Source organism: Bombella sp. ESL0378 (assembly GCF_009725845.1).
Taxonomy (GTDB): domain Bacteria; phylum Pseudomonadota; class Alphaproteobacteria; order Acetobacterales; family Acetobacteraceae; genus Bombella; species Bombella pollinis.
Genome location: NZ_WNIF01000002.1, coordinates 176,690 through 188,381, shown reverse-complemented (window position 1 = coordinate 188,381; position 11,692 = coordinate 176,690). Strand labels below are relative to the sequence as shown.

At 54.8% G+C, this 11,692-nt stretch carries 20 protein-coding genes; 15 read left to right on the top strand and 5 right to left on the bottom strand.

All coding sequences use genetic code 11. The features are described 5' to 3' along the window. The first annotated feature begins 570 nt into the window (after nt 1-570). Nucleotides 571-879, top strand: a complete 309-nt coding sequence (locus tag GM556_RS01220) for a hypothetical protein (protein ID WP_155579008.1) — start codon at nt 571-573, stop codon at nt 877-879. A 39-nt stretch (nt 880-918) separates the two neighbouring features. Here GM556_RS01220 and GM556_RS01215 read toward each other — a convergent pair whose 3' ends face one another. Further along, complete coding sequence (locus GM556_RS01215) at nt 919-1,977, bottom strand: hypothetical protein (RefSeq protein ID WP_155579007.1); 1,059 nt, start codon at nt 1,975-1,977, stop codon at nt 919-921. A gap of 92 nt (nt 1,978-2,069) precedes the next feature. On the opposite strand from GM556_RS01215, the gene GM556_RS01210 reads away from it, so the two are divergent. Then, nucleotides 2,070-2,723 (top strand): Gp138 family membrane-puncturing spike protein, encoded by a 654-nt coding sequence (locus tag GM556_RS01210; protein WP_155579006.1) that lies wholly within the window; start codon nt 2,070-2,072, stop codon nt 2,721-2,723. A gap of 3 nt (nt 2,724-2,726) precedes the next feature. Here GM556_RS01210 and GM556_RS01205 read toward each other — a convergent pair whose 3' ends face one another. From GM556_RS01205 to GM556_RS01190, 4 genes are all read right to left on the bottom strand, one after another. Beyond that, entirely contained in the window at nt 2,727-3,317 is a 591-nt protein-coding gene (locus GM556_RS01205) for a hypothetical protein (protein WP_155572739.1), read from the bottom strand. 14 nt (nt 3,318-3,331) lie between these two features. Next, complete coding sequence (locus tag GM556_RS01200) at nt 3,332-3,487, bottom strand: hypothetical protein (protein WP_155572738.1); 156 nt, start codon at nt 3,485-3,487, stop codon at nt 3,332-3,334. Nucleotides 3,488-3,621: 134 nt separating this feature from the next. Further along, nucleotides 3,622-4,005: a hypothetical protein gene (locus tag GM556_RS01195; RefSeq protein ID WP_155572737.1), complete on the bottom strand. Its 384-nt coding sequence runs from the start codon at nt 4,003-4,005 to the stop codon at nt 3,622-3,624. A 12-nt stretch (nt 4,006-4,017) separates the two neighbouring features. After that, a complete protein-coding gene (locus GM556_RS01190; RefSeq protein ID WP_155579005.1) occupies nt 4,018-4,374 on the bottom strand; it encodes a hypothetical protein in 357 nt (118 codons plus the stop codon). A gap of 46 nt (nt 4,375-4,420) precedes the next feature. Here GM556_RS01190 and GM556_RS01185 point away from each other — a divergent pair, with 46 nt between their 5' ends. The 13 genes from GM556_RS01185 to GM556_RS01125 all read left to right on the top strand — a co-directional run bounded on the left by GM556_RS01185 (nt 4,421) and on the right by GM556_RS01125 (nt 11,679). Further along, nucleotides 4,421-4,771: a hypothetical protein gene (locus GM556_RS01185; RefSeq protein WP_099027555.1), complete on the top strand. Its 351-nt coding sequence runs from the start codon at nt 4,421-4,423 to the stop codon at nt 4,769-4,771. After that, the gene (locus GM556_RS01180) at nt 4,758-5,987 is read left to right on the top strand and encodes a baseplate J/gp47 family protein (RefSeq protein WP_155579004.1); all 1,230 of its coding nucleotides are present in this window, start codon (nt 4,758-4,760) and stop codon (nt 5,985-5,987) included. The genes GM556_RS01185 and GM556_RS01180 overlap by 14 nt, the downstream gene beginning before the upstream one ends. Further along, nucleotides 5,984-6,673: a DUF2612 domain-containing protein gene (locus tag GM556_RS01175; protein ID WP_155579003.1), complete on the top strand. Its 690-nt coding sequence runs from the start codon at nt 5,984-5,986 to the stop codon at nt 6,671-6,673. Before GM556_RS01180 ends, GM556_RS01175 begins: the two co-directional genes overlap by 4 nt. Then, nucleotides 6,670-7,524, top strand: a complete 855-nt coding sequence (locus GM556_RS01170) for a hypothetical protein (protein ID WP_155579002.1) — start codon at nt 6,670-6,672, stop codon at nt 7,522-7,524. The genes GM556_RS01175 and GM556_RS01170 overlap by 4 nt, the downstream gene beginning before the upstream one ends. Further along, nucleotides 7,521-7,943, top strand: a complete 423-nt coding sequence (locus GM556_RS01165; protein ID WP_196424751.1) for a hypothetical protein — start codon at nt 7,521-7,523, stop codon at nt 7,941-7,943. The genes GM556_RS01170 and GM556_RS01165 overlap by 4 nt, the downstream gene beginning before the upstream one ends. Nucleotides 7,944-7,955: 12 nt before the next feature. Then, complete coding sequence (locus GM556_RS01160) at nt 7,956-8,189, top strand: hypothetical protein (RefSeq protein ID WP_155579000.1); 234 nt, start codon at nt 7,956-7,958, stop codon at nt 8,187-8,189. Continuing rightward, complete coding sequence (locus GM556_RS01155; RefSeq protein ID WP_230873232.1) at nt 8,189-8,443, top strand: hypothetical protein; 255 nt, start codon at nt 8,189-8,191, stop codon at nt 8,441-8,443. Before GM556_RS01160 ends, GM556_RS01155 begins: the two co-directional genes overlap by 1 nt. 68 nt (nt 8,444-8,511) lie before the next feature. Continuing rightward, nucleotides 8,512-8,814: a hypothetical protein gene (locus GM556_RS01150; protein WP_099027549.1), complete on the top strand. Its 303-nt coding sequence runs from the start codon at nt 8,512-8,514 to the stop codon at nt 8,812-8,814. A gap of 3 nt (nt 8,815-8,817) precedes the next feature. Next, nucleotides 8,818-9,246, top strand: coding sequence for a structural protein P5 (locus GM556_RS01145; RefSeq protein ID WP_155578999.1), 429 nt, complete (start codon nt 8,818-8,820; stop codon nt 9,244-9,246). Next, nucleotides 9,243-9,671, top strand: a complete 429-nt coding sequence (locus GM556_RS01140; protein WP_155578998.1) for a hypothetical protein — start codon at nt 9,243-9,245, stop codon at nt 9,669-9,671. The genes GM556_RS01145 and GM556_RS01140 overlap by 4 nt, the downstream gene beginning before the upstream one ends. After that, nucleotides 9,668-10,783 (top strand): tail fiber protein, encoded by a 1,116-nt coding sequence (locus GM556_RS01135; protein ID WP_155578997.1) that lies wholly within the window; start codon nt 9,668-9,670, stop codon nt 10,781-10,783. The genes GM556_RS01140 and GM556_RS01135 overlap by 4 nt, the downstream gene beginning before the upstream one ends. After that, nucleotides 10,780-11,388: a hypothetical protein gene (locus GM556_RS01130; protein ID WP_155578996.1), complete on the top strand. Its 609-nt coding sequence runs from the start codon at nt 10,780-10,782 to the stop codon at nt 11,386-11,388. Before GM556_RS01135 ends, GM556_RS01130 begins: the two co-directional genes overlap by 4 nt. A gap of 54 nt (nt 11,389-11,442) precedes the next feature. Then, nucleotides 11,443-11,679 carry a hypothetical protein gene (locus GM556_RS01125; protein WP_155578995.1) on the top strand — a complete coding sequence of 79 codons (237 nt, stop codon included), beginning with the start codon at nt 11,443-11,445 and terminating at the stop codon, nt 11,677-11,679. The last annotated feature ends 13 nt before the right edge of the window (nt 11,680-11,692 follow it).

Here is an 11,692-nt window from a genome sequence, read left to right as displayed (position 1 = left end):
CACAAAGCCTGCCGCGCTAACGACGCACTTAAACCCATCCGTTGCAACGCATATTGCTGCTGCGCCGCAACCATCTTCAACCCCTCCTCTATAGGCGGTATCCCATCAGCACAAACACCCAAACCAGGCACAAAAACAAACGCCACAAAACTCAAAATACCCGCAACAATGCCCCGCATCACAACCCCTAATAATCACAAAGTCAAAGCCACCCTATCAACAAATAAAGAATATTGTCACCTTAACATTCCTCAACCACGTTCTCCCCGGCCGCAGCATCATGCTCTCTGTGAGCGATGATAACAACGCCCCCTCACCAACCATTACCGCTCTGGGAGTGCGCTAGACCAAATAAAGGGGGTCGTAAACGCAACACATATCAAATATAATATCCGGCCTTACACCCCCATTACGCAAGACGAGACTAACAACCTCCCCAACAGCTACAAGCAACAAATCTCCCAAACAACAGCCCATCTAGGGATAGTTGAAATCTGGGGCGGCTCCTACACTGGCACCCCTCCAAATGGGCAAGAAAAATCAATACCCATCATCTCTGCCCAAAATGGTATGGTTGGCTATCCCAAATATAACGAGGCCGGAACAACCATCACAACACTCCTCCGCCCAGACATCGCCTTCTGGCAACCTCTTATATTAGAGAGCAAATACGCTCCTGCAAACTGGCTTCCCCCAGAAAATAAGCCAAGTAGCCTCACCAACCAAAGCCATCAGCTTATCAGCAAAGCCCCTTGGGATGGCCTGTGGCTACCCATTGCCATCCAACATGAAGTCTCAACAGAAATAGCGGAAGGTAAATGGCACACAACCATAGATTGCATCCGCACCAACCTCGGCCAAAAACCACCCCCTCAATAGGAAATACCCTAATGCTTCATAAGCCTAAACACGCCTCCTTCACCATAACCCCTCTTGAGGATTTTGATTCATATTATCCACATCACAAATACTATCTCCTACGCCACTTCCTCCCCCCCCTCCGGGATAACCACCAGTAGTATAAAACCCCTCATTAATCGCCTGTACATGGTGGGTAATATCCCCCCACTCATACCCCATATTATCCAATAATCCTCCCATAATGACAGCGCATCGTCGATACCGCCCCTTCTGCGCCAATACTAAATCCGCTGCATTCTCCGCCCACATACGCCTAACGCCAACCTTCACAAGCTTCTTAATCGTTCCTTTCCGGTCCTCCCGAAAAGCTTTCTGCAACCGCTCAATCGATGGCGCATAAGGGTATTCCGCATTCGGGTCTTGATACATCAACCCTACGTCACAATCAGTTTCCGCCGTATCAGGATTTCTACCATTCATCTCCCGAGCAATATCAGTATCTAACCCCATATTAGGCATATGATGATGCAACAATTCATCAACAACTCTAACACAAGCACCAAATCTGCCTCTTTGCGCGGTTAAAAGAATCGCAGCATTTTCTGCAACCTCTTGCTCCACACCAGCCTGCACCATCCTATCAATAGTTCCCTGTCGATCTATTTGGAAATCATTCGCTACAACTTCTTCAGGATTACGAATATTATTATAAACAGGCTTCGCAGGCATCTTATCCAAAAAGGCCTTGCTACAAATATGCACTTGCTCAATATCGTAAACAAACCGCCATGACCCAGAATTCGCTAAGCGAATACGCTCCCGCCTATCCTTATCCGGCGGCCCATCATCAGGAAACTCAGGATGCAACGCATCATACCCGCTCAACAGCAAACTCACATGCTGCGCGCACATAGACTCAGGCTTATACTTCGCCCCCCACAAAGCCTGCCGCGCTAACGCCGCACTTAAACCCATCCGCTGCAACGCATATTGCTGCTGCGCCGCAACCATCTTCAACCCCTCCTCTATAGGCGGTATCCCATCAGCACAAACACCCAAACCCGGCACAAAAACAAACGCCACAAAACTCAAAATCCCCGCAACAAATCCCCGCATCACAACCCCCAATAATCACAAAGTCAAAACCACCCTATCAACAAATAAACCAAATTGTCACCTTAACACATCGCCAGAATATGGAGCCTACTATGCCTCTCCCCACCAACACCCCTTATCTTCGCCCTACGACGGGGAAAAATAACATTAAAGGCGCGCTAGATAGCCTTATTGCCAGCCACATTAACCAAATTGGACCTTCTATGTTGGTTCAAGTCGTGGATGTCTCGGCAGAACCAGCCTCTATCACCGGCAAAGTCACCGTCCGCCCCATGGTCCAACAACAAGACGCCCTATCACGCCCTTTAGCGCATGATATCATCCATAATGTGCCCTACCTACGCATCCAAGGTGGCACATCGGCCCTCATCATCGACCCCAAACCGGGCGATATTGGCTTCATCATCATATCCGGGCGCGACCACACCCATGCCGTAACAACCCGTCAGCCATCCCCACCTGCCTCATTCCGGCAATTTGCTCTACAGGATTGCGTTTATGTGGGTGGCTTTCTCAATAACGGGCCAAATCAATTCATTCAGGCCACAGAGCAAGGCTGGCGCATCGTAACGCCAGGGACAGTCTCTATCGAGGCCCAAGGCGAGGTCACTATCAATGCTGCAAAATTATCAGCAAATTGCGATATCGTAACAAATGGTGACGTAAAAGCCGGCAGCATATCCCTTACACAACACACCCATAACGGGGTACAACCCGGCTCCGGCGATACCGGTCCCCCCCGATAATTATCATTGAGGGAAAGGCATATGCCCATGCTGTGCAGTCTCGCGCATATTCTGCACAAACTCAGCTCCTTGAGCAAACTCAACCTGCTTTTGCCCACCACTCCACACCATCGTCACAGCATGACTTTGCGCCAATGCCGCGAACAGGGCCTTCCCTTCTGCCTCACTAACATAACAGCCCCATTGCGTGCCTCGGTTAATAATGCCGGTATAATGGAAGCTCTTTACCTCCAGACCGTTCGAAAAACGTACAGATAAAGCCGGGTCCTTAACCTCTTGACCTTTCAGCACGAACATCAAAAACACATCTCCGCCACGGCGTGGAGAAAAGGACAACATTACATCATCCTCAGCCAGCAAAGCCGTCAGAGTATGTTCCAACTCCAACATCTGCCACTTCCCCACCTGAGCAAGACGCTGCCCCTCCTGCGCAGACACACCAATAGCCGCTATGCCATTGGTCGTTACATGCCCATCTTGCCCCACCTCAAGAGGGGCCTGCGCATGGGCGATCCCCCCTGCTATGCAACACCCTACCCCTAGCATCCCCATTCTCACAGCTAAGCGTTTTAGCTTTAAGGCCCCTCGTACCATCTCCGCCCTCCTCTTTACTGCGTCACATCCTCAGCTTCATCGCTGGAGACCTCATCAATCACCTCATAATGCCGCTCCCGCGCAGCTGGCCGCTCCTCAGGATGCAATTCCTTAATCACTTCATGGGTAGGTTTGAGCGGTGCATTCTTACTATCTGACTTATCAGCCATATTCCTATCTCCTTACTGTATATCAAGGTGCCCCTCAGCTGGCCCCTTCCCAAAAGGAGATCAAGCCGCAACCTACCATAATCCTGCAAGACTGCTTTGCAGTAAGCCCAACCCTTCCCACGAAAAGGAAAAACTTACCGTAGATTTTCCCGCTCACAAATACCGGAGTTCTCTAGATAAACCACCACACGTTGGTCACTTTGGACAAACGCCTCAGAGGCCCCTTTCGCATCCGCTGCAAGCTGACGAACATATTGCGCACATTGCGAACGCGGACGATGAACCACAGCCCATAGGCCATCCTTTGCCGTCCTTTCCGACAACCCCAAACGGCGCAGATTTTGCTCATCAAACTGCAAGCCCTGCTCACTATGCCCACGATGATGAGCAGCAACAGCATTATCATGCAGTGCCTGAGACAACGACTCTGTAGGCTCAGGCTGATGGCTCAACATATCCGCGTGCGCCTCTCCAAACATCATAAGAGCCGCAACACACATAAACGCACGATAAGTCATACACAAAGTTCCTTATTGAGGAGGCACCGCCGGCAAGGCAGGAGCATAAGCCGGATGCTCTCCAGTAACAGCGTTATCACTCTCTAAGTCTGGTTTGTAGCAATATTTTGTAACATTCCCCCCACCATCATCATAGTAGATAAACATATGAATAACAGCATCATAGCAAGGCCCACGCCTTTTATTGATGAGAACATCATACGCGTTATCAGCAATCCTTTTTTCCGAATACGCAGCATGTAGAAACTCATAAGCCCGCTGAGGGTCCACCATAAAGGTTCCATCACTCCCACGGACAAAACGCTCCTCTGCTCGCGCCACGCCAAACAACGCCAACCCCGCCATCACGACCACCAATAAACGCATCATAAGCCCTCCTTCACCTTTCCTCACCTGCTACCTCACAGGACGCCCCATGAAAACCCTCTCCCTTACCTCTGATTGGGACTTATCGCTTGATAGCACCGGCAATCTCGTTGTGCTGTCTGATAAAACTGCCATTCTGCAAGATGTCTGCTCTGCCGCCCGCACATGGCTGGGGGAGGTGCTGTACGACACCGGGCAAGGCATCCCCTACGATACAGACATCCTCAATTCAGAGGTGGACATCTCCTTCTACGCCTCCGAGGTCGAGGATGCCGCGCTCTCCGTCCCCGGCGTTGCCGCTGCGACCTGCCACCTCGCCAATCCCACAAAAGAACGCCAATTACGCGGCGTTATCCTCGTAACCTTCACTGATGGAAGCACGGATTATGCCCAATTCTGACTTCATAACGAACGTCCCTGCTCCCACCCTCACCGATGCAGGCTTCACCGCTCCTTCTGAGCAAGACATCCTCACCGGCGTGCTAGCGGACATGAACACCGCCCTCGGTGGCGGGGCTAATACGGCCCTCTCCACCCCTCAAGGGCAAATTGCCATTTCAGAAACCGCTATTCTTGGCGATTTTCTATCGGCCATGCTCGCCGTCTTTAATGGCGTGGACCCCGCCTCAGCCTCCGGGCGAATGCAAGATGCTATCGGGCGCATTTATTTTATGGAACGCCGCCCCGCCACCGCGACCACTGTTACCGTGCAAGCCACGGTGAACGCTCCCGGTCAGGTCATCAAAGCGGGCACGATTGTAGCCCAAAGCTCAGTGGATAATACGCTCTATGCCGCCCCGCAGGATATTACCCTCCCCAACACCAACACTGCTAATTTAGAGCTTTCATGCCAAACAGCAGGGGCCATTACATGCCCCGCCAATAGCTTAACGCTCTATCAAGCAGGGCTGGGGATTGCAGCCCTCTCTAACGCCGCCCCCGGTGCTACGGGAGCCGATGCCGAAAACCGCACGGACTTCGAGGCGCGGCGTCAAGCGAGTGTAGCGGCCAACAGCATCGGTCAGAACGCCTCTCTCATGGGCGCATTGCTTGCACTCCCGGGCGTAACAGATGCCTTTGTGACGGATAACCCCTCCCAAACGGACATGACGCAACAGGGCGTGACCATCCCAGCAGGGGCGCAATATATCCTTGTTGAGGGCGGCAATCCGACAGATATCGGGCGGGCCATCCTCAATAAAAAGCCCCCCGGCATTGCAACTGTTGGCACGCATATCGTCACCGTTCAGGATACCAACCCGGTTTATGCGGGGAACCAGCCGTCTTACTCCTTCCATTATGACCGCCCCACCCCGGTGGCTGTCTATGTAACTATGGAGATTGCGGCGTCTGACACGGTGCCGAACAACGCAGCACAGCTTATTCAGCAAGCCATCATGAGCTATCTCACAACGGGGACAACACGCATTCGCATCGGCAAGACGCTCTACGCCTCACGCCTCTCAGCGGTTGTGGATGGGTTAGGTGACTGGGCGGAGGTGCTAACACTCTCTATCGGCACGGATGCCAATGCGGGCCAGAACAGGCTCACCCTACCGATTAACCAGCTCCCCACCGTCACAGCCGATACAATCAGCGTGCAGGTGGTGACATGATCGACATACGCGAGACCATCTTAGCGCAATATGCCAACAGCCCCGCCCTCACCGGCATTATTGGTTACTTCAATGCGGCCATAGACCCACAAAACCTCATTGAAACCTTCCAACAACGCGTCTGGAACCCCCTTACCGCCACGGGATGGGGGCTGGATGTGTGGGGCCGCATTGTTGGAGCCCAGCGCGTCCAGAAGGTCAGTCAACCGCAATTCATCGGCTTTGATGAAGCTGATGACGGCACCAATTCAGCGCGCCCTTTTGAAGATGGCGTCTTTTATACCGGCAAGAGCATCACCGAGAATTATGCCCTCACTGATGAGGCCTTCCGGCGGCTTATCTTCGCCAAGGCGGCGGCCAATATCTCCAACGGCTCCATCGCGCAAAGTAATGCCATCCTCATGCGGCTTTTCGGTGGGGATGATAAGGTCATTTACCTCTCCGAGGGTACTCCCGCCGATGACTATCTCGGCTTTACAGAGGCGCACGGCCCTACCAAAGGCCCTCAAACCTTCGAAAACGGCATCTTTTTCGGCGACAGCTCCTTAGGGTCTGCCAATGGTACGATGACCATTTGCCATAACTGGGACCTCTCCCCCCTTGATGTCACCCTCATCCATCAAAGCGGTGCCCTCCCCCGCCCCGCCGGTGTCCACATCCTTTATCAACGAGTTTACATTCCATGAAACAGACCGACACACGTCCTCTTTTCTCTATTCCTTGGGCCGACCAAGCCGATAGCTCCACCATTGCGACCATTCCGCAATCAGCAACCGCCATTGGCCGAGCAAGCATGGCTCTGGGCTTCCCCAAAGCGACCATGACCCCCATCGCCGCCGGTGGCGTACCGCCTTATGGCGAGGACATGAATGGCATCCTCAATATGCTCTCACGCGCGGCCCGCACAGCAGAACTAGGGATACTGCACCCTTTCTCTGCCGATTATGCCACCGCTATTAATGGCTATCCTGTAGGTGCAACCATCGCACACCCTACCATCGCAGGGCGTTTTCTCATCTGCACGGCAGACAATAACACCAACGACCCCAGCCAGAGCATGAATGGCTGGCTAGACCCGCTAGGAAATTACGCCACAGCCGCCGCCCTTCAACAGGAAACACAACGGGCACAGGCAGCAGAGGCGGGGTTGCTACCGCTTGCTGGCGGCACCATCACCGGGCCGATTAACCGCGCAGGCGGCGGGGTTTTGCCAGAGGTGATTGGGCCGAACTTAACGGGCCGTGTGGTGATTCAGGCGTTTGTGGCTACAGGCCAGAAAGGAGCATGGGGAATCAACGTAAACTTCCCTGTTTCATTCCAACCCGGCACAGTTCCGCTAGTTTTCACTCAAATAAACGTTGAAGAACTAAATGTACCAAGAAGTCGAATGTCACCTTTAACTAATAATTTGTCAAATAACGCTCCGCAAATAACAAATACAGGTTTTTCGTTCCAACCGTTTTACGTTGGAGGAGAGAACGGAACCTCCGCATACCCGTGGCATTTGCAATGTCTAGCAATAGGAGTAATGCAATGAGCAATTATCAGGAAGAATACCCAGCGCGTTATTACGCCAGCTACGACCACTCAGCCAGCCAGCCGACCCCTGTTACGGGCTGGTTTGACATGGGATTTTACAACTCCCTAGACGGATTCCCCCCTGCCTCAGAGCTACTCCCTCTCACACCAGAGCAGTGGGAGAACCGATTGCCGTGCGGACAAGGGGTGCAGGATGGCAAAATCGTGCCCTACACCCCGCCGCCGCCGCCGCTCAAAGCCCAAGCGACCTCCGCTCTGCAAGCCGCACGCCAGATTGTTTATAACAATTACGGCATCATTGGTGAGCCTACGCCTGATAACTGGGTCGCCTACATAAAAGCCTTAATGGCTATTGTGAACGGCACCGACACCACCAGCAAAACCCTCCCCACAGCCCCTAGCGAACCAACAGCATAACAAGGAACCCCCATGAATCTCTACGCTGCCTGTAGCTTCCTGCTGGCGGTGCTGGGCTTTTTGGGCGGGTTGATTTGGTACGCTAACCGGGCGGGGCGTAATAGCGCGCGCGTGGATACAAGCCAGCGCAACACGGCCAACGCCAATGCGGCCACGCAGGCCGCACACGCCATGCTCAATGCCCGCACCAATGGCATCCGCACCGATAATCAGCTACTCGATACGCTGGATAAAGGAGCCTTCTAATGCCCAAGCGTGATTACGCCCCCGCTCTGGCAGTAGCGACCCTTATCGCAGCAGTATTATGCGCTCTGTTAGGCGGATGCGCGGCCCAACCCACATTGCGCCCGCTTTGCCCGCCCCTTGTGGCCTACACACCCCAAGAACAAGCCGCTCTAGCGCGCGAGCTACGCACTCATCCCGACCTCGCAGAAGTGCCGCTCTTCCTCACCGATTACGCTAATGAGCGCAAAGAACTGCGTGCGGCTTGCCCTCCATAAACACACCACCCTGCCAGATGATACAGACCGCCCCTTCAAGGGCGGTTTTTTTATAGCAAGAGGATAAAATGACCGACCAACTCCCCACGGCCCCGCCCTATGCGCCGCTTAATGAGCGCGTGGCAGCGTTAGAGGCCGTACAGGCACGCCATGATGACGACATCACAAAGCTTAGCGACAAAATCGACAATCTCGCCCGTGAACAACGCGCAGGGATTGAGGCATTAAGCAACCAGATTGCCGCCACTATCTCCACACGCTCCCGCCTCATTACCGCCGCCATCACAGGCAGCGCGGCCTTTGGCGGTGGCGTAGCAGTGGGGCTGTATCAGCTTATTCATACGCTCAACCCTCATCTTTTCGGAGGGTAAAGCATGGGCCAGACCGACAGCCGCCCCCGCGGCATCCGCAATAACAACCCCGGCAATCTCAACTTTGCCCACCAACCCGGCGCGGTGCTAGAGCCGGGGCCTAACGCACGCTTTGCACGCTTCCCCACGCCAGAGGCGGGGCTTGAGGCCCTGCGTGACCAGCTTGCCCGCTACATCCTACGCGACCATATCGACACCGTAACGGGCATCATCAGCAAGTGGGCCCCCCCGACCGAGAATGACACCTCATCTTACATTGAGGGCGTGTCTCACAGCCTCGGCGTGGAGCCTGATGAGACGCTCGGACAACCCACGCCCCGCTTACTCTCTGGCCTCATGAACGCCATTATCCGCTTCGAAAACGGCCAGAACCCCTATGGTGGCTTGGTGCTTCAAGTGGCGTCAGACATGCAGAAGGACGTTATGACATGATGCCATGTTCGGCGCGCTCCCTTTACCCTTCTAAAGAGGCCATCATCCAAGGCTTCCCCAGCAAGAACCGTGGCGATGCGTTGGATTACAGCCTCTATCTTAGCCCGTTCTGCTGCGAACCGGGCGAGACTGTCATCCGTCTTACGGTAGATGTGCCACAAGAGACAGGTCTGACGCTGCTATGGTCCGCCCTCTCCAACGCGCTCGCCACCATCGGGCTGCAAGGGGGAACCCCCGGCACACAGAGCATCACCATGACGCTCGAGACCAGCACAGGCCGCCGTTATGTCCGCACCTTACGCATCACCGTGTTGGATGATGCCGGGTCGGTCGATGCTGTGCAGGCCAGCCTTCCTCCGCCTGACCATGCGGCCATCCAGCCCGATAACCTCACCCTCCCTGATGGAAGGATTCTCACCCTATGACGAGCATGACCGTCAGCAATGAAGGCGGGCGCGTCCGCGTGCCGGACCTGCCAACCTTGAGCGCACCTCAGGCCGGGGACCGCGTGCTTGGCCTCCAAGGCAGCGTGGTCGGGCTGTTCCCCGCTAGCTCTCTGGGCGGGGGCAACATAACAGCTCCAGACCTCTCCGCTTACGCCACCACCACCGCGCTCACGCAGGCACGTGATGGCTTAAAAGCACAGATTAACGCCGCTATCGCCTCCATCCCCGCCCCGCCGGACCTCTCCGCTTACGCCAAAAAGAGCGACCTCCCCGATAGATCCGGCCTTGTTACATCCCAACAGCTCGCCCAACATATAACGCAGGCGATTGAGGGGATTCAGCTTCCCTCCATTGAGGGATTAGCCAAACAAGCCGACTTAACCACAGAGGCAACCGCACGCCAGACCGCTGATGCTGCTCTTGAGCAACGCATCAACCAGGTGAGTGCCACTATCCCGGCTCCCCCGGACCTTTCAGGCTACGCAAAGCAAACCGACCTCACAACCGAGACCACCGCGCGGGAGCAGGCAGATACCGCCCTGACCCAGCGCATGAGCAGCGTGGAGCAGAAACTTGCTACACCTCCTGCGCCCTCCACTGGTGGTCTTGCTGCGGGGGTTATCGCCTATTTTGCTGGCACAAGCCCACCGGAGAACTGGCGCGTGCGTGATGGCTCATCCTTTCCGATGGATGTCTATCCCGAGCTTGCTAAAATCTACCCAAGCGGCTTCCTCCCCAATGATTGCGGGCTCTTCATCCGCGGGTACGACCCTAGCGGTTATAACGACCCAGACGGCCCAACGCGCGGCTTTGCCTCTTATCAGGAAGGCTCCGCCGCCGCTGGTACCTCCACCATTGGGGGCCGGGTGGGCATCCCGGTATTCTTCTCCGGCGACTTCCAAGCAGCCGGGTTAGAGCAACCAGCCGCTGGCCATTACCCCAGCAAACCGGGTGTCTCTAACCCTTTCCAAAGCAGCTTCTTCGATATTCACACCCCCGCCCCAGATAACGCATGGGCGCAGGTGGCTGTGACGCGGCCTAAAAACCGCAATTACTTACCCATCATCTATGCAGGATTACCCGTTAAATGACAGACGATACCAACAAGCCCCAACCACGCGCTAGCTTCGGTGATGACGGCTTCACCGTAAATAGCGGCTATATTACACTCTATGCCTTCGACCCTTATACCAGCGTCTATAAAGGCTCATGGGAAGGCTGGGTGCAAATCTACTCCACCGAGCCCGCTGGCAGCACACGCTTTGCTCCCCCTACAGCGAATGACGGCCAAGTCGCTGTGTTCGATAACGTCAATAAGAAATGGAATGTGCTGGAGAGCCATATCGGCCAGACCGTATGGCGCAAGGCCGATGCGAATGCCTTCCAAATCTCCAAGCCGGGGCCGCTGCCAGCGGATGTTGTCACAGTCGCTCCACCAGCCCTTTACGGCCATTGGGATGACAGCACGCAACAATGGGTTGTCGATAAAGCCGCCGTTGCTAATGCACTCAAGCAGCAGGCTTTATCCGTACTAAGCGTCGCACGGATGCAGATTTACAATAATTACGGCATCTTCAATGAGGATACACCTGATGATTGTGTCGCTTACATCCGCGCCCTAACGGCCATCGCCAAGGGTAAGGATACGACCAGCACAGCCTTACCAGAGGCCCCAGCTGACCTTAACCCATCCTGACCATAAAAAGGGCCGCTCCATATAGGGGCGGCCTTTTCATATTTAGGGGGCATCGTGGATTTCTCATCCATCCTCTCCGCTCTGCCCAATAGCGTGCAGGGCTATGCGGCGTTACTCATCATCGCATGCGCCGCACTTTCTACCATCATCCGCCCACCCGCTGCGGGGTCGCGTTGGACGGTCCCATACCGGCTGATGAACATCCTCGCCTTCAACATAGGCTGGGCGGCCAACCACCTACCCAACAATCGGGCCAATAGCAGCAATGCACGGGACTCCCCGCCGCATTGACTGAACCCTCACC

Coding starts and splice junctions, on each gene's coding strand:
- GM556_RS01170 (WP_155579002.1), top strand. CDS start 6,670: ATGAAACAGACCGACACACGTCCTCTTTTCTCTATTCCTTGGGCCGAC.
- GM556_RS01175 (WP_155579003.1), top strand. CDS start 5,984: ATGATCGACATACGCGAGACCATCTTAGCGCAATATGCCAACAGCCCC.
- GM556_RS01160 (WP_155579000.1), top strand. CDS start 7,956: ATGAATCTCTACGCTGCCTGTAGCTTCCTGCTGGCGGTGCTGGGCTTT.
- GM556_RS01205 (WP_155572739.1), bottom strand. CDS start 3,317: ATGGTACGAGGGGCCTTAAAGCTAAAACGCTTAGCTGTGAGAATGGGG.
- GM556_RS01130 (WP_155578996.1), top strand. CDS start 10,780: ATGACAGACGATACCAACAAGCCCCAACCACGCGCTAGCTTCGGTGAT.
- GM556_RS01180 (WP_155579004.1), top strand. CDS start 4,758: ATGCCCAATTCTGACTTCATAACGAACGTCCCTGCTCCCACCCTCACC.
- GM556_RS01215 (WP_155579007.1), bottom strand. CDS start 1,977: ATGCGGGGATTTGTTGCGGGGATTTTGAGTTTTGTGGCGTTTGTTTTT.
- GM556_RS01200 (WP_155572738.1), bottom strand. CDS start 3,487: ATGGCTGATAAGTCAGATAGTAAGAATGCACCGCTCAAACCTACCCAT.
- GM556_RS01195 (WP_155572737.1), bottom strand. CDS start 4,005: ATGACTTATCGTGCGTTTATGTGTGTTGCGGCTCTTATGATGTTTGGA.
- GM556_RS01165 (WP_196424751.1), top strand. CDS start 7,521: ATGAGCAATTATCAGGAAGAATACCCAGCGCGTTATTACGCCAGCTAC.
- GM556_RS01220 (WP_155579008.1), top strand. CDS start 571: ATGGTTGGCTATCCCAAATATAACGAGGCCGGAACAACCATCACAACA.
- GM556_RS01140 (WP_155578998.1), top strand. CDS start 9,243: ATGATGCCATGTTCGGCGCGCTCCCTTTACCCTTCTAAAGAGGCCATC.
- GM556_RS01185 (WP_099027555.1), top strand. CDS start 4,421: ATGAAAACCCTCTCCCTTACCTCTGATTGGGACTTATCGCTTGATAGC.
- GM556_RS01135 (WP_155578997.1), top strand. CDS start 9,668: ATGACGAGCATGACCGTCAGCAATGAAGGCGGGCGCGTCCGCGTGCCG.
- GM556_RS01155 (WP_230873232.1), top strand. CDS start 8,189: ATGCCCAAGCGTGATTACGCCCCCGCTCTGGCAGTAGCGACCCTTATC.
- GM556_RS01190 (WP_155579005.1), bottom strand. CDS start 4,374: ATGATGCGTTTATTGGTGGTCGTGATGGCGGGGTTGGCGTTGTTTGGC.
- GM556_RS01145 (WP_155578999.1), top strand. CDS start 8,818: ATGGGCCAGACCGACAGCCGCCCCCGCGGCATCCGCAATAACAACCCC.
- GM556_RS01210 (WP_155579006.1), top strand. CDS start 2,070: ATGCCTCTCCCCACCAACACCCCTTATCTTCGCCCTACGACGGGGAAA.
- GM556_RS01150 (WP_099027549.1), top strand. CDS start 8,512: ATGACCGACCAACTCCCCACGGCCCCGCCCTATGCGCCGCTTAATGAG.